Source organism: Paenibacillus sp. oral taxon 786 str. D14, from assembly GCF_000159955.1.
Classification (GTDB): domain Bacteria; phylum Bacillota; class Bacilli; order Paenibacillales; family Paenibacillaceae; genus Fontibacillus; species Fontibacillus phoenicis.
The window spans coordinates 21,913-46,502 of sequence record NZ_GG695987.1 but is presented as its reverse complement, the minus strand read 5'-3'; the positions used below and the strand labels follow the sequence as shown (position 1 = coordinate 46,502).

General features: G+C 52.9%; 24 protein-coding genes. 10 read left to right on the top strand and 14 right to left on the bottom strand.

Annotated elements, in window-relative coordinates; all coding sequences use genetic code 11:
• Positions 1-83: 83 nt before the first annotated feature.
• Positions 84-1,043 (top strand): MraY family glycosyltransferase, encoded by a 960-nt coding sequence (locus POTG_RS17850; RefSeq protein ID WP_036646094.1) that lies wholly within the window; start codon positions 84-86, stop codon positions 1,041-1,043.
• 140 nt (positions 1,044-1,183) lie between these two features.
• Here the strand turns inward: POTG_RS17850 and POTG_RS17845 are convergent, their stop codons facing one another.
• Positions 1,184-1,411 carry a twin-arginine translocase TatA/TatE family subunit gene (locus POTG_RS17845; protein ID WP_009226252.1) on the bottom strand — a complete coding sequence of 76 codons (228 nt, stop codon included), beginning with the start codon at positions 1,409-1,411 and terminating at the stop codon, positions 1,184-1,186.
• A gap of 160 nt (positions 1,412-1,571) precedes the next feature.
• Here POTG_RS17845 and ytaF point away from each other — a divergent pair, with 160 nt between their 5' ends.
• The 3 genes from ytaF to POTG_RS17830 all read left to right on the top strand — a co-directional run bounded on the left by ytaF (position 1,572) and on the right by POTG_RS17830 (position 3,602).
• A complete protein-coding gene (gene ytaF, locus POTG_RS17840; protein WP_009226251.1) occupies positions 1,572-2,189 on the top strand; it encodes a sporulation membrane protein YtaF in 618 nt (205 codons plus the stop codon).
• 128 nt (positions 2,190-2,317) lie between these two features.
• Positions 2,318-3,259, top strand: coding sequence for a hypothetical protein (locus POTG_RS17835; RefSeq protein ID WP_009226250.1), 942 nt, complete (start codon positions 2,318-2,320; stop codon positions 3,257-3,259).
• A 97-nt stretch (positions 3,260-3,356) separates the two neighbouring features.
• Positions 3,357-3,602 (top strand): NHLP leader peptide family RiPP precursor, encoded by a 246-nt coding sequence (locus POTG_RS17830; protein WP_009226249.1) that lies wholly within the window; start codon positions 3,357-3,359, stop codon positions 3,600-3,602.
• A 44-nt stretch (positions 3,603-3,646) separates the two neighbouring features.
• On the opposite strand, the gene POTG_RS17825 is transcribed toward POTG_RS17830, so the two are convergent.
• The 4 genes from POTG_RS17825 to POTG_RS17810 form a co-directional block, all read right to left on the bottom strand.
• Entirely contained in the window at positions 3,647-5,566 is a 1,920-nt protein-coding gene (locus POTG_RS17825) for a sensor histidine kinase (RefSeq protein WP_009226248.1), read from the bottom strand.
• A gap of 292 nt (positions 5,567-5,858) precedes the next feature.
• Positions 5,859-9,092 carry a hypothetical protein gene (locus tag POTG_RS17820; RefSeq protein ID WP_009226247.1) on the bottom strand — a complete coding sequence of 1,078 codons (3,234 nt, stop codon included), beginning with the start codon at positions 9,090-9,092 and terminating at the stop codon, positions 5,859-5,861.
• 34 nt (positions 9,093-9,126) lie between these two features.
• A complete protein-coding gene (locus POTG_RS17815) occupies positions 9,127-10,470 on the bottom strand; it encodes a glycoside hydrolase family 30 protein (protein ID WP_009226246.1) in 1,344 nt (447 codons plus the stop codon).
• 161 nt (positions 10,471-10,631) lie between these two features.
• A complete protein-coding gene (locus POTG_RS17810) occupies positions 10,632-11,636 on the bottom strand; it encodes a LacI family DNA-binding transcriptional regulator (RefSeq protein WP_036646091.1) in 1,005 nt (334 codons plus the stop codon).
• A gap of 390 nt (positions 11,637-12,026) precedes the next feature.
• On the opposite strand from POTG_RS17810, the gene POTG_RS17805 reads away from it, so the two are divergent.
• On the top strand, positions 12,027-12,305 hold the full coding sequence (locus POTG_RS17805; RefSeq protein ID WP_009226244.1) for a hypothetical protein: 279 nt from the start codon (positions 12,027-12,029) through the stop codon (positions 12,303-12,305).
• A gap of 68 nt (positions 12,306-12,373) precedes the next feature.
• Here the strand turns inward: POTG_RS17805 and POTG_RS17800 are convergent, their stop codons facing one another.
• Positions 12,374-12,688: a GGDEF domain-containing protein gene (locus POTG_RS17800; RefSeq protein WP_050769805.1), complete on the bottom strand. Its 315-nt coding sequence runs from the start codon at positions 12,686-12,688 to the stop codon at positions 12,374-12,376.
• A gap of 203 nt (positions 12,689-12,891) precedes the next feature.
• Between POTG_RS17800 and POTG_RS17795 the strand changes: the two genes are divergently transcribed.
• Complete coding sequence (locus tag POTG_RS17795; protein ID WP_036646088.1) at positions 12,892-13,650, top strand: threonine/serine exporter family protein; 759 nt, start codon at positions 12,892-12,894, stop codon at positions 13,648-13,650.
• Positions 13,651-13,678: 28 nt separating this feature from the next.
• Complete coding sequence (locus tag POTG_RS17790; protein ID WP_009226241.1) at positions 13,679-14,137, top strand: threonine/serine exporter family protein; 459 nt, start codon at positions 13,679-13,681, stop codon at positions 14,135-14,137.
• Positions 14,138-14,152: 15 nt separating this feature from the next.
• Here the strand turns inward: POTG_RS17790 and POTG_RS22810 are convergent, their stop codons facing one another.
• A complete protein-coding gene (locus tag POTG_RS22810; RefSeq protein ID WP_009226240.1) occupies positions 14,153-14,629 on the bottom strand; it encodes a GNAT family N-acetyltransferase in 477 nt (158 codons plus the stop codon).
• Between the two features lie 174 nt (positions 14,630-14,803).
• Between POTG_RS22810 and POTG_RS17780 the strand changes: the two genes are divergently transcribed.
• Positions 14,804-15,727 carry an AEC family transporter gene (locus POTG_RS17780; RefSeq protein ID WP_009226239.1) on the top strand — a complete coding sequence of 308 codons (924 nt, stop codon included), beginning with the start codon at positions 14,804-14,806 and terminating at the stop codon, positions 15,725-15,727.
• 63 nt (positions 15,728-15,790) lie between these two features.
• Here POTG_RS17780 and POTG_RS17775 read toward each other — a convergent pair whose 3' ends face one another.
• The 3 genes from POTG_RS17775 to POTG_RS17765 form a co-directional block, all read right to left on the bottom strand.
• Complete coding sequence (locus tag POTG_RS17775; protein WP_009226238.1) at positions 15,791-17,122, bottom strand: extracellular solute-binding protein; 1,332 nt, start codon at positions 17,120-17,122, stop codon at positions 15,791-15,793.
• Positions 17,123-17,259: 137 nt separating this feature from the next.
• Positions 17,260-18,057 carry a response regulator transcription factor gene (locus POTG_RS17770; RefSeq protein WP_009226237.1) on the bottom strand — a complete coding sequence of 266 codons (798 nt, stop codon included), beginning with the start codon at positions 18,055-18,057 and terminating at the stop codon, positions 17,260-17,262.
• Positions 18,054-19,814 carry a sensor histidine kinase gene (locus POTG_RS17765; protein WP_009226236.1) on the bottom strand — a complete coding sequence of 587 codons (1,761 nt, stop codon included), beginning with the start codon at positions 19,812-19,814 and terminating at the stop codon, positions 18,054-18,056. The genes POTG_RS17770 and POTG_RS17765 overlap by 4 nt, the downstream gene beginning before the upstream one ends.
• A 201-nt stretch (positions 19,815-20,015) precedes the next feature.
• On the opposite strand from POTG_RS17765, the gene POTG_RS17760 reads away from it, so the two are divergent.
• Both POTG_RS17760 and POTG_RS24040 read left to right on the top strand, forming a co-directional pair.
• Positions 20,016-20,747, top strand: coding sequence for an HAD family hydrolase (locus POTG_RS17760; RefSeq protein WP_009226235.1), 732 nt, complete (start codon positions 20,016-20,018; stop codon positions 20,745-20,747).
• A gap of 58 nt (positions 20,748-20,805) precedes the next feature.
• Positions 20,806-21,003, top strand: coding sequence for a spore germination protein (locus POTG_RS24040; RefSeq protein WP_157273498.1), 198 nt, complete (start codon positions 20,806-20,808; stop codon positions 21,001-21,003).
• On the opposite strand, the gene POTG_RS17755 is transcribed toward POTG_RS24040, so the two are convergent.
• The 4 genes from POTG_RS17755 to POTG_RS17740 form a co-directional block, all read right to left on the bottom strand.
• Positions 20,951-21,238, bottom strand: a complete 288-nt coding sequence (locus POTG_RS17755; RefSeq protein ID WP_009226234.1) for a hypothetical protein — start codon at positions 21,236-21,238, stop codon at positions 20,951-20,953. The genes POTG_RS24040 and POTG_RS17755 overlap by 53 nt on opposite strands.
• A gap of 463 nt (positions 21,239-21,701) precedes the next feature.
• Positions 21,702-22,451: an amino acid ABC transporter ATP-binding protein gene (locus POTG_RS17750; RefSeq protein WP_009226233.1), complete on the bottom strand. Its 750-nt coding sequence runs from the start codon at positions 22,449-22,451 to the stop codon at positions 21,702-21,704.
• 12 nt (positions 22,452-22,463) lie between these two features.
• A complete protein-coding gene (locus tag POTG_RS17745) occupies positions 22,464-23,123 on the bottom strand; it encodes an amino acid ABC transporter permease (RefSeq protein ID WP_009226232.1) in 660 nt (219 codons plus the stop codon).
• An 87-nt stretch (positions 23,124-23,210) separates the two neighbouring features.
• Complete coding sequence (locus POTG_RS17740; protein ID WP_009226231.1) at positions 23,211-23,996, bottom strand: amino acid ABC transporter substrate-binding protein; 786 nt, start codon at positions 23,994-23,996, stop codon at positions 23,211-23,213.
• Between the last annotated feature and the right edge of the window lie 594 nt (positions 23,997-24,590).

Genomic DNA, 24,590 nt, shown 5'->3' with positions numbered 1-24,590 from the left:
GGGTGATACAAGTATTCGACATTGTCCCGATTTCTTTTTATAATAATCAATAGCCTGAGTCTAACATCTGGTGGTGAGTAGCGATTTTATACTTATGTACTTTTCTGTTATCGTTTCTGATCGTGTATTTCCTGATTCCCCCGCTCGGTAAGCTGGCCTTCCGTCTGGATTTCGTGGACAAACCCCGAGCGGACGTCGAACGCAAGATCCATCGTCAGCCGATTCCGCTGACGGCCAGCTATGCGATATTTGCCGGGTTCTTCATTGCATACCTGCTGTTTACGCGCAACTTCTCCTGGGAGACGGGAGCGCTGTTTGCCGGCGGGGTGCTTTTGCTGGCCATTGGGACCATCGACGACTGGTACAAAACGAAAGGCAAAGACTTTCCGGCGCTGCCTAAACTGATCGTCCAAGTGTCCGCTGCAGTGCTGGTTTATGCATCCGGCATCACCTTCAGTGGCTTTGTAAATCCGTTTAGCGGCGACTATGTCCTGCTGCCGGCATGGCTCCAGTTTATCTTAACGATTCTCTGGATCTTTGGCGTCACCACCGTCATCAATTTCTCGGACGGATTGGACGGCTTGGCCGGAGGATTATCCGCGATCTCGGCCGTGACGCTGTTTGTGGTGGCCTTAACCAAAGGGCAAACCAACTCCGCGATGCTCTCGGTTGCCCTGATTGGGGTAACGCTGGCCTACCTGCGGTACAACAAGCCGCCGGCCAAAGTTTTTATGGGCGATGCCGGAGCTACGTTCCTTGGGTTTATGCTGGCGGTGATCGCACTGGACGGCGCCTTCAAGCAAGCTACCGTCCTGTCCCTGTTTATTCCGGTGCTGGCCCTTGGCGTACCGATTTTCGATAATCTGTTTGTCGTGATCAAACGGATGCTGCAAGGAAAATCACCTTACGTCGCCGATGCCAGCCAAGTCCATTATCGGTTGCTTCGGGCCGGATTAAATCAGAAGCAGGTGGTTATGTTCCTGTACCTGATCAGCACCTGTCTGGGACTGTCGTCCATCATTCTGCTGCTGTTGCAAGTCTAACGAAACGAAATGAAAGCGAACGGCCTTCTAGTCGTTCCAATCCAAAAGCGCGTGCCCGGTTTCTTCCCGGTAGCACGCGCTTTGTATTGTACGGAATCCCCCACAAAAAAAGACCCCAAACAGGGTCTTTGTTAATGGCATCAGGATGATTTATTCGTATCTGCAGCGGGTTGAACTTCCGCTTTCTGCGGCTGCTCGTCTTCGAGAATGTCCCCACGTGCGCCTCTCTTAAACTCCTTGAGCATCGTGCCAAAGCTGCGCCCTAATTCCGGCAGCTTGCTGGGACCAAATAACAACAATGCTGCGATAACTAGAAGCAGCAAGTGAGACGGACGCAACAAGTTTTCAAGCACATTTATCACTCCCATCGAGTATCCTTGTGGACATTATACTACTTTCTTGAATACAATGGAAACCCTTTATCAACCGTTCCGGGTGTCTCAGCAAACAAGATGATGCTAGGCCATAAACCATTTCCCTCTTCTGGGCATATGCTGTGTCATCATGTATTGCAAAGGAGCGAACATCATGGGTTCTTACAGTCTGTTGGCCGTCATCGCCATTGGACTCGCGTCCAACTTGGATAATGCGGGAGTCGGTATCGCCTACGGAGTACGAAAAATCCGCATTCCTTGGTATTCCAATCTGGCCATCGCCGCCATTTCCTTTTTGGCCACTCTGGTGTCGGGTTATTTCGGAAGCTGGTTATCCTCGTGGGTCCATCCCTGGATCGGACAGTTGCTCGGAACGATTGTGATCGTTGGGGTTGGTGTATGGGTGCTGTTGCAGCCATTTCTGGAGAAGAAGAACATTTCGATTCAGGAAGAGGATGACGTCAATCCGCTGACCCGCCTGCTGCGCAATCCTGAAGAAGCAGATAAGGACAGCTCCAAATCCATCAGTCTTGGCGAATCGATTGTCCTCGGAATCGCTTTAGCCATGAATGCACTGGCCGGCGGCTTTAATGCCGGTATCACCCAACTGAACATCTGGTATACTTCGCTGTCCGTTGGTTTATTCAGCTACCTGTTGCTGGCCGCATGCGCCGGTCTGGCCGAGAAGGTCGCCGCAGAGAAATTTGGGAATCGGGCCACCGTCATTTCCGGTCTGTTGTTAATTCTCATCGGCATTCATCAACTTTTCTAACCTTTACTAAAGATAAGGCAAAGCCCCTCGCATCCTAAGGGGCTTTGCAAGAGTTTCGAGCAAACTACCTTGTCTACAAATTTTCCTATATAATGAAGAGGATGGTTCCTATAAAGGAGGTTCGATTTGTGAACTGGAATTGGTTTCATAGCTATGAAAAAGATTTAGAGGCGGCTTTCGATCAAACTGAGAAGGTTCTATCCGAGCTGCCGGAAGAATTCCGAGGACATGCTCTCAATTATTTGGGGAAATTTCACGCGTTAAAAAAGTCTGGCTCCCAGAACTACATATGCTATTTACTTCCATTCTGGATGCAGGAGGCTGCCGGTGCCAAGCCAGAGCTTAGCCGCGAGTTGACCGTGGCCATGATCTTGGTCATGCTGCATTACCATTTAATCGATGAAGTGATGGACAATCCAGAGGCAGGGGACAAGTGGAAGTTGCCGCTGGCGAATTTGCTTCAGCTTGAATTTTCTCGGATTTACGCCGCCTTGTTCACTTCCGAATCCCCGTTTTGGAGTTATTACCGGAAGTATACTGCCGAATGGGCAGAAGCCGTCTTGCTAGAAAATCAACATGACTTCTTCCAAGAGAATCCGGTTCGTATTGCGCATAAAGCTTCCCCTGTGAAGCTGTCGGTGGCGGGCATGCTGCTCCTGACCGAACACGACCAGCTGATTGCTCCTTTCGAATCTGCCGTGGATGCCGTACTGGTGACGCTGCAGATGCTGGATGATTGGGAGGACTGGGAGAAGGATTTGCGAGAAGGAAGCTATAACTCTCTGATTTCCGTTGTACAGCATGAACTGCAGATTCCTTCGGATCGCAGACCTACACCGGATGAAGTCAAACACGCGTTGCATGTTCGGGATATCCTGTTCATTTTTGCCGAACGAACGGATCAGAACGCAGCGATATTAGAGGCGAACGCCCCGGGTCTAACGCACCTGCACGAGTTCCACGATTATCTCAGAACCAATCTCCGCCAAGGAGCTGAAAGTTTAAAAGATGAACGAAATTTGCTAGCCCAGGGCGGTTTAGCCTATTGGTTGGCGAATCAGAAGATCTAAACCTAGCAATCAGAAGATCCTATCCTAGCGTTCTGGCGAATTCCATGTTATAGTAATAAGGAAAATATAACTATTTTTACTGAGAAAGGGTGATCTTATGACATCAGGAGCGCTCCTTCAAACGCAAGTTGTGGAAAAAGCTTGGCAAGATCCTAGCTTCAAAGCGAAGCTACTTGCCGACCCGAAAGCTGCGATCCAGGAGGCACTCGGTGTAGTTCTCCCGGATCACATCAAAATCAAAGCAGTAGAGGAGAGCACGGACGAATTTTACGTCGTACTGCCGCCTCAACCGGAGAAAGTTGTTATGAGCAAAATCAAACCAGCAGGAATCTGGGGCGAATAACCCCTACCGATCTTCGCTAGCACTCAGGCAGGGACCGAACGAACTTATCCCATCGCATACTCCTCAACTTGAACGGAGGGGAAGCGGATAACGACTTCGGTCCCTGCTCCTTTTTTGCTCGTAAAATGAATTTGACCGTTCATCACCTCAATAATCCGGAACGTCACCATCAAACCTAGCCCCGTCCCCTTCGTTTTGTTGGAGAAATAAGGCTCACCCAAGCGGGCCAGCACTTCTTCGTCCATCCCCTCGCCGTTGTCCTTGATATGGATCACCACATCGTCGTTTTCTTCATAGCTCCAAATTTGGATGTCGCCTTCGCCCCGAAGTGCTTCAATACTATTCTTGATGATATTGATAAATGCTTGCTTGAATTTGGAAGAATTGCCGCGCACATAAAGGTTTTTAGGAATATGAACCGTGATTTTGCCCCCCTGCAAATTCGCTAGAGGAATCAGGATCCCTTCGATATGAATAAATTCTTCCAGCACGTTCAGCGTCGTCACCTTGCCGCCTTCCGGCTTGGCGAAAGTGAGGAAGTCCGTAATAATCGCCGAAGCGCGATCAAGCTCTTCCAACGCCATGCTTAAATACACCTTGTCCGAATTCTGCTGCTTCTCAACGAGCAGTTGCAGAAAGCCTCGGGTCACCTGCAGCGGGTTGCGGACCTCGTGGGCGACCGAAGCGGCTAATTCGCTGATGATCTCCATTTTCTCCGAACGCTGCAGCTCGTTATTAAACATCTCCAACTGCTTGGAGTATTCCACGACTTGCCGGTGATTCTCCGCAAATCTTCGGCCCAGGATGATAATCAACGAGGTCAGGAAGCACACGATACCTAATTTCCACAAAAATAGCTTATAGTACCCGTCGTAAAAGTAATACCAAATCAATTCACCTGCGGATAGCAGCGTAAACGAGAGGACCCCGGCCAGAAAGATCAGAGCCTCTTTGTTCCCTTTCGCCACATAAACGGTTAAAATGCCCGCCAAGATCAGAAACTGCGCGATAATGAGATAACCGGCAAATTGAGTCGTAATGAGCTTATAGATATCATAGTAACGATTACCGGACAACTCGTTGGCTAACAGCAATAGCATACAGAGCGCGGAGAAAACCACAAACACTTTGCGCGAACGCCGGATTAAAGCAAAATAACCGGGACCAAAGATTTTTTCAAAGAAAAAGATAAACGAAGGAAGCAGGATGAACAAAGCCAGGTCAAACATCACCACCAGTATTCTGCCCGCCGTCGTATAGTCAAACAGCCAAAATACAAACGGAGAATACGTCAGCACAAGCAAGCCGCTGGAAAAAATGACCGCACACAGCGAGAACCACATCGGCATATTCACATACTTCAGAAAAACAGAACAGAACAGCATAATCACCGCGATGAAGATCAGCGTGCTGCCCAAAATTAAGTCGGTGATGTTGCCGCGCACAAAGCTCTTGATCAATTCCTGGTTATTTCCGATTCGAATCGGGTCAAAGATCCCGATCGTATTTGTCGTCGAGGATACGCCGATATACAGCGTTTGACCCGAATTGTGCGAAGACACCGGCACCAGCACGCTGTTGATGCTAAAGTTAAATTTGCGCTGGGATTCGAAGACTTTGGCTCCATCCAAACTTACCGTAATGTGTTTACCATATATTTTATCGATCAATACGACCTGGGAATTTTCGGTGATTTGAGGAAGGATGATTTTGATCCACTGAACACTACCCTTCTCCGGCTTCACCGGGCTCTCTTCTCCCGCGCTTACACTCGTCCAGCCGTCCAGTGCCTCTAGCCATTCCTTGCTCGGATTGGGATCCAACTGATCCGTCCAAGTGACCTGCCAGTTTCTGATTTGCTGTACCTCCGAGCCCGCTGCACCCGAATTTCTAAAAATGATGCCGTAAAATGCAGCAATGAATATGACAAACAAGACGACAAATCCTTTGATCAAAGACTTCATTAGACACCTCTGGAGATATTCTAAAGTGTTAACCCGGTTGACGCGCCTCAGTTCGAAAGGATCTGAGTAGGGCTACTTTAAACCATTCGATTAAAATCTCGCAATAACCTTCAATTTATGGAAATAGTGATAATTTTTTTTAGAAGAAACGTGCCACAGTTATTTTACCTTGGATAAGTGGTTTTATCTATGAATAGTTTTCATTTTCTATTAAAAAAACTCCGGAAGGTAGCAGGCATTGCTGTCCATTACCTATCCGGAGTATTTATTCATGACGCTGTTATCCGTTCTGTTAAGCCAACTCCGCTTCAATCCGCCGCACCTTGCCGCTGCGGACCTCCTCCGCTAACTCACCGTCGATCACGGCGCCTTCAACCGCAAGCTCCGTTCCATCGTGCTTCTGAACCACCAACCGGCGAATCGCTGCAGCATCCGGGCCATAGGTATCCTTCTTCTGCGGGTTCCGGTAGACGACCTCCGTTGTGCCCAGGAAGCGGAACGACACCTCGCCTTGCTCATCAAAGAGCCATCCGGGCAAGTGCGGGTTAAGCGCAAGCCGGAGCTTGCCTTCATGCAGGCGGAAGATCCGTTTTCCGGCCATCATCGACATCCACATGCTAAGGAACTCGGCGGTTGATCCGCTAAGCCGGGCGACATAACCGCGGCCGTGGGTATCCGGATCCGGATTCACGCTCGTTGCGATAAAGGACGAGTTCTCCAGCGTGCTGCGGCCATACACAGCCGGATCGAGGAACGGAATCAACGAAGTGCGAAGCTCGGTGAAGAACTCCTCGGTCAAGCCGCTCTTAAGCAGCGCCAGCAGGTACTTGTAGCTCATATGCAGGAATACCGATTCCCGTTCCAGCCAGCCTGGCGTAAAGGCGCGAATCCGACCGATTTCATGGGTCTCCGCATCCAGGCTGACCGAGGTTTTGTACATTTGAAGCTGGTCGTCGAACAGGTCGCTGCGGCGAATTTGCTCATAAGTCCGCTTAGCTTCGTTACGGTCCTCGACCGTCTTCAACCAACGAGCAGGACCTTCCAGGAAATGCGGCAGCGGACGAACGGTAAATTTCTTCACGACCGCCTTCTGCAGTCCATATCCGCTGATGATCGGCTTTCCTTGGGCATCGGTCACCGGCTCAAATTCCGCCGCCTCGTAGGCGAAATACGTCGGTGTCACGCCGTCGCCCAGTCGGATAGCCTCTTGAATCCCGCGCTCGATTTGCTCGAGCATACGGGCCGCCAGCTGGCCGATCGCACGAAGCTCCAGCGAGGTTTCCGTCCCGCTGATCCCGAAACGAATGGCTTCCCGGTATTTCTCGCGCGCCGTCGTCACCTGATCCCAATAATCAAACGGCGCCAGGCTCCCCGCTAAGCGGGCTTCCAGCAGCTTCCCGACTTCGCTGAGCAGCGTGGCGATTTCCTCAGGCACTTGCACGACTTGGTTGTTGCCAGCAGCTTCAGGATCATCACAAACTTCCTGAACGAACTTCAGCAGCCTTTTTAACTCAAAGGTTTCGCTCATGCCCGAGCCAAACAGTCCAGGCAAGCCGTTCATCGCATCGTTCCATCCCGGCTTGTTCGCTTCCATCTCCACGCCCATGCCAAACGGATCCAGGGTGGCGAACTTGACCAGGCCCAGCGACAGCAGTTTGACGAACAAGGTCGTCCGGTAAATTTCTCCCCGGCCATGTTCTGTTTTTAACCAGTTGGTGCTCTTTAACGTCAGACCGAATTTGGCCATTTTCTCCTCATCGTGAACCAATGCGCCGTATTGGCGAACCTTTCCGCCGCTGATCACGTACTTCTCGCTGCGCGGCAGCACGCGGGCCGGACTGTCGAAGTACGTGTACTCCCGTTCTCCGAACAGCAGCTGCACCTTGCGATCCGGGAAAATATCAAGATAACTGTCGATCAAGTCCATATTGTAAGTCCAATGATCCGTCCAGTAACCTTCCCCAAAGGAGGCTTCGATTTGCTGTTCGGCGAGCGACAGCACACCGGTCAACAGCTCGTTCTCCTCCGCGAGCAACCGTACGCCGCGGTGGTTAACGAGCGAGATCAGTTTCCCCGGAGTAAACGAACCCAAGCACAGAGCGGCCAACTCCTCCCGATGATCGGCCGCCGCCTGCTCCAGAAAAGCGGACAGCTCCGCCGCCCGTTCGGCCGGAACCCGGAACGTGGTGCCTTCCACGCCCAGCGGATTATAGCCATCAGCCTGAATGAGGCTGAAGAACGTGCGAATATTAAACGTTCCGACCCGCGGGTTAAAATATACATCATTGCGCCGGTTTTGGTTAGCATCTCGGAAATTGCCGTTGCCCTGCGAATAAAATTCCGGGGCGATCGAGAAGAAGTTGTAATCCCGCTCCAGATCCCCGTGCTTCCGGGAATACAAGTGAACAACGAATCCTTCCCGGCCGTTTTCGAAAATAAACGGATACCCGCCGCGCAGAAAATTGTCCAGATAGCTCTGCCGGCAGTAGGCATCAAACAGCGGCAGGGCTGTTTTCGTGGCGATGTCTGCGGTTAGCTCCTCGGTCAACTGGCTAGCCTCCGCATGCTTGCGGGCAACATAAGCAGGGCTGGCAATCTCGGCCGCTTTGCGATTTAACCGTTCAACGCTTTCGATATGCCCGATTAAGGTATAAATGCGGCGGCTTTCGCCGCGGGCCAGCTCGGCAGCTAATGCCGAAAATCCGCAAGGCACCTTGTTGGTGCAATACTGCGGTGCCGCCGTTAAGGCCGCCAGCGGCTGCTCGGCAAAGCGGTCGGGATAAGCCAGCGACGTATTATCGCCGAAAATGACCGCAAAGTCGGCAATCGTCTTCAGCAGCTTCCCGTCCTCTCCAAAGGTGAGGTAGAAATGACCGCTTTGCACCTCGCTGACTTCGGCCTCATCATGGGTACTGGAGCGGACCCGGTAGAACGGAATTCCGTTCTCCAGATTGTCGACCTCCATCCAGCTGCGCAGCAGATTCCCGATTTCCTTGTAGCCGGCGTTCTCTACCCCGTACGGAAGAATCTCCGGCATCCCGTCCAGCATCTCCAGCTGCACCGGCGCTCCGGAAATATTCGTAACCTCCACTTGACGCACCAGTGCCGCATAATCGTCGTTGGGGAGTTGAAAATAACTCACCTTCACCCGCAACCCCTGCGCTTCATGGGTTTCTTCAATCGTCAGCTCATTGGTCAAAATGTGCATGCGGCGAACGGCCGACGCATCGGGGAAAGCGCTTTGGAAGGGCTCGTAGATCCCCGCTTTCCCTGCGATTTTGATAAACGTCCGGAAGCCTTTCATCGCAACCGATTGATACGTAATGCTAGCCGGGGAGAATTCCATGATCGGGCTGTTTTTGTCCCGGATCCCAAAGCTGCAGACCGCCTGCCCCCGGTTGACGTAAAACGTCCACATCGGAATCCCCTTCAAGCCGGCAAGGCCGGGGAGGAAGCTCGAGAACGGCTTCGCCCGGTCAAACTGTTCGATCACGAACGCATTTTCCTCAAAAGTATAATTCGGCATAAGGTCTATCCCTCCGTTAAATAAAAAGATGTAACTAGCCTTGGATGATATACGTCGCAATCGAATGGGCTGGCAGCGTCTCACCTGCAGCCTCGCCGCCCAGTTCCAGGGCAAACGGCTGTGCCTCATCGCTTTCGTTCTGCACGACAACCGCAATGCTGCCGTCCGGATTGCGGAATGAGGTAGCCAGCAGCGCCGGAGCGTGGGCTTCTAAACCGATGCGTACCGCCCCCGGTTTGATGTATTTGCTGAAATGTCCGATGTAGAAGTACGAGCTGTTGTAGTGGAGCGTATCGGTTGTGGTATCCGCGATGATCGGCGCATCACACAGGTTGCCCACATGGTTCGGACCGCCCGTTTCGTCCAGCACCAGGTTCCAATCCAGGAACCCTTCGTTCCAATTGTTCAAGTCGCCGATGATGTTCCGGCCATAACGCTCGCCGGTGAACCATTTGCCAAGCTTCACGCCGCCTTCCTGGCAGCCTTCTGTGAACAAGAGATGCTTGTCAGGGAACAGCTCATGCACTTTGCCGACGTTCTCGAACGCTTCGCTGACGTACCAGTGGAAGCCGGTACCCCACACGTATTTAGCCGCTTCGGGATCGCTCAGCACGGCGGAGGCCCGCTCGACGATAATATCCCGGTTGTGGTCCCAAATGAGAATTTGGACGTCCGCCAGGCCTTCCCGATGCATCACCGGCCCCAGGTAATCGCGTACGAAATCGCGTTCTTCCTCGCCGCTGTAAATACAGGAATCCCAGGTTTGCACCGCCGCCGGTTCATTCTGTACCGTGATCCCCCAGATCGGGATGCCTGCTTCACGGTAAGCTTTGATGAACTTCGTATAATACAGCGCCCACACCTCGCGATATTCCGGCTTCAGCTGGCCGCCGTGGTTCATATCGCCATTCGTTTTCATCCAAGCCGGAGGGCTCCAAGGAGAGGCCAGCATGGTAATGTTCTTCCCGGCTGTTTTTGCCGCATCGTGAACGAGCGGGATCACCCATTTGTGATCGCGGGAAATATCGAACGTTTTCAGCTCCACGTCGCCGTCCTCGATATACGTGTAGTTCTCCAGCGCGAAGTCGCAGCTGTGGATGTGCACGCGACCCAGCGTATACCCCAGCCCCTCCTCCGGATCGAAATACCGGCGAATCACTTCTTCCCGCTTCTGCGGGCTGATCCGGGACAACGTATAAGCGGCCGCTTCGGTGAACGCACCGCCAAACCCCATCACCGTTTGGTAAGTCTGCTCCGGCAGGACCTTCAGCTTCTGTCCCGCGCCAGCTGCTGCGCTAGATTGAACCGCCACTTCCCCTTGCGGCTGCAGACGGTCCGCCGAATCACGCGAAGTGAGCACCTTCACCCATTTTGCCATCGTTAATCCTCTCCTTGGTTTCCGAAATTGGTGTTTCTGTAATCGATTACAAAACATACAAGAGCAGCGCCGGCAAAACGCACCCAATCTTCAACAAATTGAAGAAATACGCGGGACGAAACCGGTTTCGATCTCTTGTAAAAAAATAGAGGCCAAGCTGTCTACAGCGATCGGCAAGAATCGCGAATAATCAGCTCCACCGGGATTACACCTTGTTGCACGTCTTCCCCGCCTTCTATCGAATAGATTAACATGTCGGCTGCCCTGCTGCCAAGTACATCTGTGTTTTGTCGTACCGTCGTTAACGCAGGTGTTAAATATTTCGCCATTTCGATGTCGTCGAAGCCTACCAGCGAAATGTCTTCAGGCACGCGCAAGCCATGCCGCTTCATCGCCATCATGGCCCCAACCGCCAAATTGTCGCCGGCTGCAAACACGGCGGTAGGCCGTTCGTCCGCCTGCAACAGCTCCTCCATCGCTTTGCTGCCGCTCTCTACGGTATAATCGTAGCTTCCTTGTACGATATGCTGGGGATGGATCGTCAGCCCAAGCTCTTGCATCGCTTGCCGAAACCCGTTTAACCGCTGCTCGCCAGCGAAGGTTGGACCACCGCCGATATGCGCGATTTTCCGGTGGCCCAAGGAATGCAAATAAGCCACGGCCTGCCGGGCGCCTTCCATATTGTCCGAATACACCGTACTCTTGTCGGAAGATTCCTGATCCAACAGCACGCAAGGAATGTCGGACTCCAACAGCTCCTGAAAATACGGATCGGTTGCATCCGGCAACACCACGACCACGCCGTCGATACCGCGGATTTTACAGTGCTCCAGATAGCTGCTTTTCTTGCCGCCGATATCCTTGGAAAGAAACATCAGATCATAACCCTTGGAGGTAGCCACCCGCTTGAAGCCTTCGATCACACCGCCAAAAAACGGATGCAGGATGCCCGCGCCGGAAGGCTCAATAAACAGCACGCCAATCGTCCAAGAGCGTTTGGTGGTCAGCGAACGGGCGTGAGCATTGGGCACATAGCCGAGCTCATCCGCAGCGTCCAGAATTTTGCGGCGCGTCTTCTCACTGACGTCGGAATATCCGTTAAACACCTTGGATACGGTCGTAGGCGAAAAACCGGTCCTTTGTGCGATATCATAAATGGTTATCACATTTCTCATCTCCTCTGCCCGGATCCAAGCCAGCTCGAAACCGGGATTCACAGGCCATTGTAGCCGCAGCTTGGTCGGAAGTCAACCAGTCTATGTCAAGCGCATGAATCCTTCGGTCAGGAAAAAATCGCAAGGCCCGGGAATTTCCTGAACCTTGCGATTGGGTTTCGTTTTACGGTGATGCCTATGGCATGATGGCCCGACATAGAATATTTCCGGAAGCGTCCGCCTCCAGTCCGGTAGGCATCTGGAACGCAGATTCCTCCTGAGGACCGTCAAGGAAGCCGCCGATCGGTTCTTTCGGTAAAATCTTCCTCAAAGTAATACTCTTTATTTTGGGGTAAACTTTTGGGGGAATCGCAATTTAAAAAAGAAAGGCGCTGATCTGACGTGGACCCCAATATCAACAAAAACTCCGCGGACTTCGAATATGAGCAGTACAAGCTGCTCAAGGAGTATCGCCCGGAGAATGATATTCCCGGCGATGACCTGCTCCCGCATGATACGCGAATTGTCCAAGGCATCAGTGAACCTAACGATGTGTTCGTCAGCGAGGATGATCCGCTTCCCGATGTGCCCGATGCGGACGCGATCCAGAAGGACAGTCCCATCGACCCTGCCGCTCTCGATTTTGACGAATGGATAATGAAATCTGTCGACTCACGATGATATGCCTCCTAAAATCGCTTCAATAGTCATTGGAATCCGTCTTGAACAGGTAATTCTTAGCGCGAGATCTAGGTCACGTACACCCGGTTTCGTCCATCCTCCTTCGCTTGATAAAGTGCCTGATCCGCCTTGACGAACAACTCCACCTCATCAACATTCGGGTAGGTCGCACTCCCTCCCGAGATCGTTAGCTTTAATTCCCCTCCATCCGGTAAAATAAAACGATGGTTCTCCACATTGCGGCGCAACCGTTCGGCGATCACTTTAATTTGCTCGGCATCGCAACGATCGACCAAAATCACAAATTCCTCGCCGCCCTTGCGGGCAATATGATCCCGCGGCGAGAACGTCTCCCGCATCACATCAGCGATTTGCAGCAGCACAGCATCACCTGCCCAAATGTTCCTCTCAGATGGATAAAGCATTATGTAAGTAGTGCTAGCATAACATATAAATGCGACAAAAATAAGATATTTTTACTAATTTTCGATTATATTCGACACATTTAGACATGTTTTGTCGAATCCGTTTTTCTGCTCTCCTGGTCATGATATAATGGCGTCAGATTGTTGAAAGGGTGACGGTGATGAACGACATGGCTGCAGTCCAAGGACAGGAGCCTGTACAGGTGTGTCTATTGGCGGGAAAAATCATGCTTCAAAGCGGAGCAGAAACATACCGCGTGGAGGATACGATGACCCGGATGGCCAATGCGCTGGGACTCTCGGGCTCGCATAGTTATGTGACGCCGACGGGGATCGTCTTTCAATCCGGAGAAGCGGAATCCGCCAAGCTGATCCGCATCGTGGAGCGGACAACCGATCTGCAGAAGGTGTCCGCGGTGAACGACATCTCCCGGAAGCTGCATAGCGGGGATGTCACGGTAGCAGAAGCGCATGCCTTGCTGCGCGAGATCGAGTCGGAGAAGCACGCCTATCCGATGCCGGTGCAAATGGCGGCTGCAGCCTTGTCCAGCGGCTGCTTCACCTTAATGTTCCGCGGCCAGGCGGAAGATTTCCTGCCGGGCATATTGTGCGGCGGTGTGGGGTTTGCCGCGTATCTGCTGTTCCATCGGCTGGTGAAGGTGAAATTTTTCGCCGAGTTTACCGCGGCACTGATCATCGGCCTGTTGGCCACGGGTTTTGTGCAATTATCGCTAGGCCGGGACTTGGATAAGATCATTATCGGTTCGGTGATGCCGCTCGTGCCGGGACTGCTCATTACCAATGCGGTCCGGGACCTGATGGCCGGACATCTCGTATCCGGGTTGTCCCGCGGAGCGGAGGCCTTTCTCACCGCCTTTGCCATCGGATCCGGGATCGCCGTCGTATTTACTTTAATTTAATTCGCATGTAAAGGGGACCTAACGTCCGATGTATATACTCGTTCATCTGCTTATTAGTTTTATTGCTTCAGGGGCTTTTGGCATCCTCTTTAACGCTCCTAAACGAACCCTGCTCCAATGCGGCCTGTCCGGCATGCTTGGCTGGCTCGTCTACATCCTGCTGGAGCCAAGGATGGAGAGTGTATTTTCGACCGTTGCGGCTACGTTCTTGGTTGGCGTCCTTAGCCAGCTGTTTGCCCGCGTTTACAAGAAGCCTGTCATTATATTCAGCGTGGCCGGGATTATCCCGTTGGTTCCGGGCGGGCTGGCGTATGACGCGATGCGGCGGTTCGTGGAGAACGAATACAATTTGGCTGTGGAGCTTGCCGCTAAAGCCTTCCTCCTATCCGGTTCGATCGCGATGGGGCTCGTCTTGTCCGAGGTGCTCGGCCAGCTCTTGATCCGGCGGATCCCGCAGCGGCTTCGCAAGCGAACAGCCAAACCATAAACAAGCGCTAACCGCTTATCGCGGCAGCGCCGTTTTCATCCAAAACGTATTGACATACACCAGCTCAAAACCGCATTTCAGCATGTTCGCATGGCTGGCCGATGCAAACTCCACATCGGTGTAAACCCGCTTCAGTCCGAGCTCCCTTGCCGTTTGCAGCCGGTGCCGGATCAGCGCCGTTTGGATGCCGCGCTTCCGGTACGCTGGGAACGTAAAATCGTTGGCCAAATACCCGGTATCGCCGCGCATAAATAAAGAACCCATTCCTGCAGGCTCCCCGCCAAGATAAGCGACGAAATTTTGAAAATCGTCCCGGTAGTAGTACCGGATCTTCCGCTTCACCATTCCCTCGTCCAACGCAGAACCGTCCCCGCCGCGCGACTGCTCGATCAGCGAGCGTTCGTTATTAAACTTCGTCAGCTCCGTCTCCAACTGAACCAATCGTTCCACGTCGCGAAGGACGGGATGGGACTGTCTGGAGAGGGTCATCATAGGCGTTTACTCCTTTTCACGTTCTCACGCAATTCAGCAGCAGTAGATCAATTTGCATCTTCTACGCAGCGGCAGGCGTGATATAATAACTAGCGACTGCCATTAAACGGTATTCGATTCCATATAAGCGTCTAATTCCATATTAGCGCATAAGAAAGAAGTGAACAGCAAGAGATGATCGGCGATATTGTATTGGATGTCGTTTTGCCCATTTTTATCCTCATCGGATTAGGCGCCTTGATGCAGCGAGCCTTTAAGCTTGATTTGTATACGCTGGCCAAAATCAACTTCTACTTCGTGACGCCTGCCGTCGTCTTCGTCAGCATGTACGAATCGGAGATGTCCGCGGATCTTCTGGGAAGCGTTACGGGGTTTTATATTTTGTACGTCCTGCTGCTCTATGGGGTCAGCCGGCTTGTCAGCTGGCCTCTGAAGTTTGGACCCGGCATGCGGGCCGCCTTCACTAACAGTCTGATCCTCGACAACTCCGGCAATTACGGGCTGCCGATTAATCAGTTGGCCTTTAAAGGCGATCCATTGGCTGCTTCCGTTCAAGCGCTGGTGATGACGTTCCAGAGCCTGGTCACGTTCACCTATGGCGTGATGTCCGTGCAACGGGCCAAGTCCGGCGGCACGCTGAAGGCCGCGTTGATCGGGTTTCTTAAGATGCCCGTCCCTTACGCCTTGGTGCTTGGGATGGCGCTGCATTTGCTTCAATGGCCAATCCCTTACTTTGTGTCCAAGCCGCTTGGGTACATCGCCGACTCGATGGTGGCGATCGCCTTACTAACGCTTGGCGCACAAATTGTAAAATATCCGCTGCGGCTCGATCGGATTGACGTCTACGTCAGCGTCGCGCTGCGTCTGCTGATTGGCCCGGTGATCGGGTTCATTTTGGTATGGGCGCTGGGCCTCAAAGGAATTCCAGCCCAAGCGCTGCTGATCGCTTCCGGCATGCCCACCGGCGTCAACAGCACCATCCTTGCGGAGGAGTACGACAACGAACCGGATTTTGCCTCGCAAACCGTGCTGATCTCCACGCTGCTGAACATCATTACGATGACTGCCCTGATTTCCTTATCCAAATACGTCGGATAGTCCCCAAAAATAAAGAACCTTGCGCCATTAGGGCGGAAGGTTCTTGCTTTATGCTCGGATGCTTTATTCGTCTTGCTGCAGCGCGGCTTCATGCTCCTTCACGAATTGCTCCGGCGTCACCGCCTTACCGAACAAGGCTTGAATCATATTTAAGTGCGTCTGGGCCGCATTCCATTTCATTTGCACGTCGGCAAATAAGGTCAGGTTGCTGGCATTGTTCAGCTCATCCAGCAAATCGATGTAGAGCTGAGGCAAATCCGAAGCCGCCGTATCCACCTTGGTTGCCGGAATCACCCCGGCCGTACTGACCGATTCGGCCCCCCACTTGCTGATGAAATATTCCACAAACTTCTTCGCTTCGTCTTTGACTTTGGAGTTCTCCGCAACGAACAAGCCGACCCCCGGTCCGCCTACCCAGCTGTTAATGTCCCCTTTACCGCCGGTAAAGGTTGGGAATTTGAAGAACCCGACATTGTCTTTAAATTGCTGAGGCACGTCCGGGTTACTCGTAAAGTTAGGCACCTCCCAGGTCCCAGCCAGGAACATGGCAGCTTGTTCTTTCATGAATACCATTTTGCCTTCCTCATTGGACAAGCCGTTAAAGCCTTTATTAAAAGCGTTCATATCCACCAGCTTCTGGATTTCCGCCGCCGCCTGAATCAGCGCCGGGTCCTCGAAGCTGCGGGAGCGGTCGATCGCCTGCTTCATCGTTTCCGGTCCGCCGATCCGGTCGGCCAGGTACATATACCAGATCGAGCCCGTCCACCGGTCCCGGTTCCCCAGCGCGATCGGGGTTACCCCCTTGCTGTTCAGCGTGCGGATCACGTCCAGGAACTGATCATAGGTTTGCGGCACTTCCAAATCGTATTTGTCAAAAATCGCCTTATTATAATAAATCGGCGAGATGTTCAGTTCGATCGGCAAGCCGTACGTTTTGCCCTGCACCGCATAAGCATCGGTCGCCCCCGGGACGAACTGGTCCTTCAAGCCGCGTTCCAGCAAATCGTCAAGCGGGGCGAACAGGTCACCCTTCACGTAGGGGTCCATGAAGCCGGCAGCCCAGGTGACGCCAACGTCAGGAAGCTCGTTCGCCGCGGACAAAATTTTTAATTTATTTTTGTATTGCTCATTTTCCATCACTTCTTGCTGAATTGTGATATTCGGATGCTCGGATTGATATTGGTCGATGATCTCGTTCACCAGTCTATTTTGCTGCGGAGAGGCACCTGCCGGCCACAAATGCATAAATTGAATCGTTACCTTCTCGCTGGCCGCCGATGCTTCTTGGTCATCCGCCCCGCCGCCCCCCGCCGCCTTGTCGCCGACGCAGCCGGAAAGTCCCAGCAGCAGGAGAAGCGCAATCCACAGGGTAGATGCTGTTTTCTGGTTGGACATGCTTTAGCCCCCTAGTTATCCCGGCTATTCGTGTAACCGCTTCAACCCAAGTTTATCACGTTGATGATTCCGCTTCCATAGCAAGCAGAGGGCAACAAACCGTTCGCCGCAAATATCCGTGATTGAACGGCTAAGGCTTAGGCGTCATCTTCCGTCTCTTTCGTCCGGCTGCGGTATTTGCTGGGACTCATCCCTTCATAGTTTTTGAACACCTTGATAAAATATTTGTCGCTTTGATAACCTACACGCTCAGCGATCTCCCCAACGGACAACGTCGTCCGCAGCAGCAGCTCCTTAGCGCGGAGCACCCGCAATCGGGTGATATATTCGCTGAAGGTAAGGTCGGTCTGCTCTTTGAATAGCACGCTGAAGTAACTCGGATTCAGATGCAGATGGTCGGCCACCTGGCGCATCGTAATCGGCTCGTGCAAATGCTCGTCCAGGTAATTCAGTGCCTCCCGCACCTGGGGCGTATATTGCGTATCCGTATCCTTTGTCTCCAGCAGCCGCGGGTCAACCAGCTTCTCCATCGTTTCGATTCGATGCCGGTCGTCCTCCACCCGCAACGCCTGCTCTACGGCCTGAACCAGCTTGTGCTTGTCCACCGGCTTCAGCAAGTAATTGACGACGCCGAGCTGCATCGCTTTTTGCGCGTATTCGAATTCCGCATAACCCGAAATGATAATCGCCACCGGCTTGAACTGCTTATGGCGCTGCTGCATTTCGATCAGCTCCAGCCCGCTGATGCCGGGCATGCGGATGTCCGTGATCAGCAGATGAGCGACATGATTCTCCAGCCAAGCCAGCGCCGCCTGCCCGCTGTCCGCCGCCTCGATCCGGTACCGGCCGGCAGACCAGGCTTCCAATGTTTTCGTAAAGCCCTGTCTTGTTCTCGGTTCATCTTCCACCACAAGTATGGTTTTTGTCTGCTTCATACCGTTCCCCCGTAATCACTAGGTATTTCAAAGCTTACGGACGTTCCTTCGCCCGGGCGGCTGGTCACTTGCAAACCGTGCTTCTTCCCTTGCTCCTCATCATAATACAGGCGAAGTCGCCGTTGTACATTTACAATCCCGACGCCTGTCCCCTTCGAGGAAATGGAAGGTCCGCCTTCCATCGCCTGCAGTAGGCCGTTTAACGTTTCCTCATCCATGCCGGGACCGTTGTCCCGCACGGTGATTTTCACGTAACCTTCCTTGTCTGAGGATTCGACGCATACGCTTACTTTGCCCTGGCCGAGTTGCTTTTCAACCCCGTGCAAAATTGCGTTTTCCACCAGCGGCTGAATCAGAAGCTTTGGAATTTTAACATGGCGGAATTCGCCGGCATCAATGGACCAGGTTAACCGTTCCGCAAGTCGGATAGTCATCAGCTGCAGGTATCGTTCCACATGCTCCAGCTCGTCCTCGATCGTCACCCACTCGTCCTGGTTGGGGCTGCTGATAATGTACCGGAACAAGTTGGACATGCCGACGACCAGGTTGGCCAGCTCCTCCTCCCCCTTGTCCTCCAGCGACCAATAGAAGGCCTCCAGCGTATTAAACAGAAAATGAGGGTTGATTTGAGCTTGCAGCGCCTTTAATTCGGTCCGGCTTTGCAGGAGCTCCTTCTCGTAAACGACACGGATCAATTCGTTCATATTGTCGACCATTTGGTTGTAGGAATTGTTCAGCTCGTTGATTTCCATCGTGCTCGAGAACATCGGGTTCCGCTGCAGCACCCCGAATCTCGCCCCGCGCATCGCCTTGATCAACCGGAAGATGGGCCGGGTGATCATCGTGGACAGCGACAGCGACATGATCAGGAACAGCAGCACCCCTATGGCTCCCGAAGCGAGGACAGCTGTTCGCAGCGCGGAGATCCCGCTGGTGACGTAGCTCATGGGCGTGAAGAAGACCAGCGTCCACCCCGTAGCTTTGGAGGCTTGTTTGACCTCAATAAACCTCTGCCCGCCGATGGTGATATTTTTTCCTTCGTTGCTCAGCAGCTCCTTCAAATTTAATTCTTCCGCAGGAAAGCTGAAATTGGATGCCACGGGACGCTGATTCCCGTCAACCAGCAGGATATACTCCCCAACCTCTTCGTCGATCTGCTCATGGATTTGAAAATAAGTCCGATCGAGCCGCACCATTAAATATCCCCCGGACGAAAACCAGCGGTCCAGCAAGCTCACCCGGCGCAGCGCCAGCACGGTAGACGGATCGCGCGGATCGATACCAATCCAGACGAGCGCCCCTTTGCCCCAATTCGCGGCGTTAATCCATTCCGAATCGATCGTGTCGATCAACTCGGTTTCGTTCAGCGGGAACAATCGGCGATAATCGTTAGTATATAACTCAAGCGACTTGATGCCGGTCACATAGGCCTGATAGTCACTAAACAGCGGCAGCAGCGATTGGCGCGAGCTAAAGGGCGTCTCCTTCCCTTGCACCTCAGCGAGCAGCAGCTTCTGGACGTAATCATCGGTGGCGACCTGCGTGGTCAGCGTATTGATCTGGGCAATCAGCGCATCCAATCGACCGTTGGCCTGCATCGCGGTTTGACTGATATGCTTCTCAGCATTGGTTTCCAGCAGTGCGGACATCCGATAATAAGTGAGTACGCTGGCGATTCCCAGGACAAAAATCATCAGCAGCATAAAACTGATGAAGATTTGATTTCTTAAGGTAAACCATCGTTTCGGCTTTTTCACGTCCGCTCCAAACCTTTCCACCCAAAGTATACAATCCGATCCCATCATATCCGAAAAGGACCGGGTGAACTATGGATTTTTCGAAATTGTCACGTATAATGGGAAGGCGACGGCTCCCGTAGCCAGTACAATACATAAGCATTTTATAGGAAAAAGCCAAGGTTTTCTACTGCGGCTGGTAAAGAGAAGGGGATCATCACAATGAACACAATTACGCCAAACCACGCGGTCTTTTTTGACGTGGATGATACGTTATACGACCACCTGCAGCCTTTTCGCGAGGCACTGGAAGAGATCCTGCACACCGGGCCGAACTTCCCCTATGAATCGGCGTATCACCGGATGCGCTATTACAGCGATTATCTTTCCGCCCAAGCCGGGGGTACGCCCACCTACGGGCAGGTGCTGGAATCGATGCGCACCGAACGTTTCGTGCGTTCTCTAGGGGAGTTTGGGCTCTCTCTGACAACCGAACAAGCCGCGGCGGTACAGGCCGCTTACCTAGGCCGTCAATTTGACATTCGGCCGTTTCCCGGAGCGCTGGAGCTGATCGGCGAACTCCAGGCGCGGGGCGCCGTCGTCGGAATCATTACGAACGGACCGCCGGACCACCAATGGCGAAAGATCCGGGCACTGGGGGTCGATCGGCTGATTCCCGCCGAGCTGGTGTTCATCTCGGGTGCGGTTGGCTTGACGAAACCGGATGCACGCTTGTTCAACCTGATTGCAGGGAAACTGGGCATAGCACCGGATCAGTGCTGGTATATCGGAGATTCCTGGCGCAACGATGTCGTAGGGGCGGCTGGCGCTGGCTGGCACTCCATTTGGTTCAATCACCGCGGAATCCCGCCCGAATCCGATCCGCATCTCCCCCATACCCCGGTTGCCAGTTATGCCGAATTATCCCGGCTATTATTGAGCGAATCCATGTAAAGACGATCACGCACAGAATGCTGCGAGCAAAGGGCAGCATTCTTTTTTTGCGGAGACCGTGATCGTCGGACCGCATGACGCCTTTAATGAATCAATAGGGACCAATCTGTCCATTATCCGTCGCAGGCTGAAAGTCGAACAATCCGAAGTCGGCGAAGTTTTCAAATCGAAGGTATCCATGCTTTATATTGATCGGCGAAGCGTTAGCCCGCCGCGGATTCTGGCAGTATTTGGATACCTTTATGCGCGACCCTAACATTTTTGGTATACGAACTAAGTTCAATCGGGTAATCGAGCGAAGTCGAGAGCGGCACATGTCCCTCAATCAATACGCGTTCCCCTTGCCGCTGCGGCGGCTCGAAACGGCCGCGCATCTGCACGAGGTCGTTCATCACCCGGCCGGCATTCTCTTCAGGAACAACGATACGGGCATGCAAAATGGGCTCCAGCAGTTGCGTGCCGGTATTGGCCAGCCCATTCATCATTCCCATCGGTGTGGCGACGGCAAAATCCAGCGGATGGGTATGCCAAACATGATGCTGGCCATAGGTAGCGAACGGTCAAGTTCAAGGTGAATAGCACGACCATGCTTGTTAACGGCGAATCGGTGACACCCGGATACGCTGGCGGTCCACCGGCCAGGAGAAGAAGCTGGCTGCCCTGGCGCCCGGAGCTACTGCTGATACGACCTTCGAGGTCAACAAGTCCGGCGTCTACTATGTATCCCATGGCTACGAGCCCGGCATATACCATATTGCTGTCGACGGCAAACAGCGCCGCTTGTCCAAGGATGCAGTGGACCAGTACGTTCTGACCGACTCTGGCATGATCTATACGTTGGTTTACAAAGAAGGGGTTTACTCGGTGAAATAAAATAGGGTGGTAAAAAAACGGCGGCAGCCTCAAACTTCGTAGTTGAAGTTCCGAGGCTGCCGCCGTTTTTGAAATTAGTTATCACAGCACCCGCTGCAAAAAGGACCGCGTACGCTCATGCTGCGGCGCACCAAACAGCTGCTCCGGCGGGCCGGATTCGATAATCTCCCCGTCCGCCATAAACATCACGCGGTCGGCTACCTCCCGCGCAAAGCCCATCTCATGCGTGACGACGATCATCGTCATCCGCTCTTCGGCGAGCTGCTTCATCACCTGCAGCACCTCGCCCGTTAGCTCGGGATCCAGCGCAGAGGTCGGCTCGTCGAACAGCAGAATCTCCGGATTCATCATCAGCGCCCGGGCAATGGCGACCCGCTGCTTTTGCCCCCCGGACAGGTTAGCCGGATAAACCTCCGCTTTATCGGAGAGCCCGACCTTCTCCAGCAGCTCCGTGGCCTTGGCGCGGATGTCTGCAGCCGGCTGCCTTTTCACCAGCTTGGGTGCGAGCTCCAGGTTCCCGCGCACCGTGAGGTGCGGGAACAGATTGAAATGCTGGAACACCATGCCCATACGGGCGGTAATTTCCTTGAGCTTGGCACTGCCGGCATACCGCCCATTGTCCACCAGCGACTCGCCTCCAATCCGGATCGTCCCCCCGTCGATTTCCTCAAGATGGGCCAAGGCACGCAGCATGGTGCTCTTGCCCGAACCGGACGGCCCGATCACCGCCAGCACCTCGCTCGTAGCGACGTTAAAGGAGACGTTTTTCAGCACCTCCAGCTGGCCAAACGATTTTCGTAAATGCTCGACTTGAACGATTGCTTGATCCATGATTCCAGCCCTTTACTCAAATTTGAACTTCCGTTCCAGCGCCTTAAACAGCACGGTCAGTACCAACGTCATCAACAGGTACAGCACGCCCGCAAGCACAAACGGTACGATCGTAAAATCCCGGTTGACCGCCGTTTGCGCAAAATGCAGCAGCTCGGGAACGGCCACTGCATAAAGCAGCGCTGTATCCTTGACCAGCGTAATCGACTCATTGGAGACAGCGGGCAGCGCGATGCGCAGCATCTGTGGCAGCACGATCCGCGTTGTCGTCTGCCAGCGGCTGAGCCCCAGCACCTTCGCGGCTTCATATTGACCCTTATCGATCGCCAGCAGGCCGCCGCGGAAGATCTCAGCGAAGTACGCCGCGTAATTCAGCGTAAAAGCAACGCAAGCGGCGACGAACCGATCCATCACGAGATACTCGCCGATCACCGGGATGACCGGCAGCCCGAAGCAAACGAACAGCATTTGCAGCAGCAACGGCGTACCGCGCATGACATAAATATAAGCCCCGGCAAACCAAGCGACTGGCTTGATCCGGCTGCGAACCATAAAGGTAAAGGCGAAGCCCAGCGGAATCGATGTCACGATGGCCAGAAGAAACAGCCAAATCGTGGTTTTCGTCCCTTCCAGCATCGGCCCCAGGATACTTAACAAATACTCCAGACTCATGATCGCTCTCCTCGGAACATCTTGGATTTTAACACAACCAGCAAAAAACCGGATTCCGAAGCAATCCGGTTTTTACGCGTTTCGTTTCTACTTCAGCACTTTGTCTTCGCCAAACCATTTCTTCGAAATTTCCGACGCGGTACCGTCCTGGTTCAGCTCGTCGAGCGCCTTCTGCAGCTTGTTCAGCAGCTCCTCGTTCCCCTTCTTCACGCCGATGCCGTATTCTTCAGGCGCCAGCGACTCATCCAGCAGCTTAAACGTACCTTCTTCCTTCGCCATATAGTATCTCGCCACAACTTCGTCGATCACGACCGCATCAAGCCGTTTCGTTTTGAGATCCGTAAGCGCAAGTACGTTATCCGGGAATTCCGAGATGGTTTTGATCTCGCTCTTGATCGGGGCCGCGTCCAGCGCATCCGCTGCGGAAGACAACGCCTGCAAGCCCACCGTCTTGCCAGCTAGATCGCTGAGCTGGGTGATTTCCGAATCGGCCAGCGTTACGACCACCTGGCTATTTTTCAAGTAAGGCTTCGTAAACAGGACCTTGCCCTTACGCTCCTCCGTAATCGTATATCCGTTCCAGATCAGATCGATCCGTCCGCTGTTCAGCTCAGATTCCTTAGCCGACCAGTCGATCGGCTGGAACGTGGCTTCCATTCCCATTTTCTCCGCCGCCGCTTTGGCGTAATCAATATCGAAGCCAACAATCTCGTTATTTTCATCGCGGAAGCCCATCGGTGCGAATTTATCGTCGATCCCGATCACCAGCTTATTATCCTCTTTCCCCGCTCCCGACCCCGAACAGCCGGCCAGCACCGTTAACACCAGAGCCATCACTAGGCTCATCATGATCATTTTTTTGTTAGCTTTCATCTGTCTCTCCCCCTGAGTAATGCTATTAGCTCAAATACTATTAGCTTAACTATTAACTCAAATAGTATTAGCTTAGCTCAGAACCTCGCTTTAGTCCGCTAATACGTTATCAGACTATCATAATACCATACTACCAAAAAAGAGTCGATAGAAACCCGGAGGTTTGTCAGAAATTCCCGGAGTATTGTGACAGGTCTTCGAACAATGTTCACAACCGCTTGCCCTTTTACACGATTATCCCTTTCGTTCAGAACGAGGAATCTAGGAGAGGATCTTCTCACCGCGCCTTTTTTGCACGATTATCCCTTTGGTTCAGAATGGGGAGATCGACGAAGGGGATCTTCTAACTACGCCTCTTTACACGATTATCCCTTTGGTTCAGAACTGGGAACTCCATAGGCGGGATAGAAATGAGATAGCCCGTGGAGCTGATCGTTCCGTTTTTACGAAGATAAGATGGTTTATCTGGGATATTTTTCTTGATTTACGAACAGGTGTTTGGTATAATGATAACAAAGGGAACATATGTTCATATTCGTTGAGTTAGAGGGATTTAAATTGGAGGGATCGGGCATGGGTTTTTATACGAATGCA

Coding starts and splice junctions, on each gene's coding strand:
- POTG_RS17845 (WP_009226252.1), bottom strand. CDS start 1,411: ATGGGAGTGATAAATGTGCTTGAAAACTTGTTGCGTCCGTCTCACTTG.
- ytaF (WP_009226251.1), top strand. CDS start 1,572: ATGGGTTCTTACAGTCTGTTGGCCGTCATCGCCATTGGACTCGCGTCC.
- POTG_RS17830 (WP_009226249.1), top strand. CDS start 3,357: ATGACATCAGGAGCGCTCCTTCAAACGCAAGTTGTGGAAAAAGCTTGG.
- POTG_RS17825 (WP_009226248.1), bottom strand. CDS start 5,566: ATGAAGTCTTTGATCAAAGGATTTGTCGTCTTGTTTGTCATATTCATT.
- POTG_RS17820 (WP_009226247.1), bottom strand. CDS start 9,092: ATGCCGAATTATACTTTTGAGGAAAATGCGTTCGTGATCGAACAGTTT.
- POTG_RS17815 (WP_009226246.1), bottom strand. CDS start 10,470: ATGGCAAAATGGGTGAAGGTGCTCACTTCGCGTGATTCGGCGGACCGT.
- POTG_RS17795 (WP_036646088.1), top strand. CDS start 12,892: ATGAACGACATGGCTGCAGTCCAAGGACAGGAGCCTGTACAGGTGTGT.
- POTG_RS17790 (WP_009226241.1), top strand. CDS start 13,679: ATGTATATACTCGTTCATCTGCTTATTAGTTTTATTGCTTCAGGGGCT.
- POTG_RS22810 (WP_009226240.1), bottom strand. CDS start 14,629: ATGATGACCCTCTCCAGACAGTCCCATCCCGTCCTTCGCGACGTGGAA.
- POTG_RS17780 (WP_009226239.1), top strand. CDS start 14,804: ATGATCGGCGATATTGTATTGGATGTCGTTTTGCCCATTTTTATCCTC.
- POTG_RS17775 (WP_009226238.1), bottom strand. CDS start 17,122: ATGTCCAACCAGAAAACAGCATCTACCCTGTGGATTGCGCTTCTCCTG.
- POTG_RS17770 (WP_009226237.1), bottom strand. CDS start 18,057: ATGAAGCAGACAAAAACCATACTTGTGGTGGAAGATGAACCGAGAACA.
- POTG_RS17760 (WP_009226235.1), top strand. CDS start 20,016: ATGAACACAATTACGCCAAACCACGCGGTCTTTTTTGACGTGGATGAT.
- POTG_RS17755 (WP_009226234.1), bottom strand. CDS start 21,238: ATGGGAATGATGAATGGGCTGGCCAATACCGGCACGCAACTGCTGGAG.
- POTG_RS17750 (WP_009226233.1), bottom strand. CDS start 22,451: ATGGATCAAGCAATCGTTCAAGTCGAGCATTTACGAAAATCGTTTGGC.
- POTG_RS17745 (WP_009226232.1), bottom strand. CDS start 23,123: ATGAGTCTGGAGTATTTGTTAAGTATCCTGGGGCCGATGCTGGAAGGG.
- POTG_RS17740 (WP_009226231.1), bottom strand. CDS start 23,996: ATGAAAGCTAACAAAAAAATGATCATGATGAGCCTAGTGATGGCTCTG.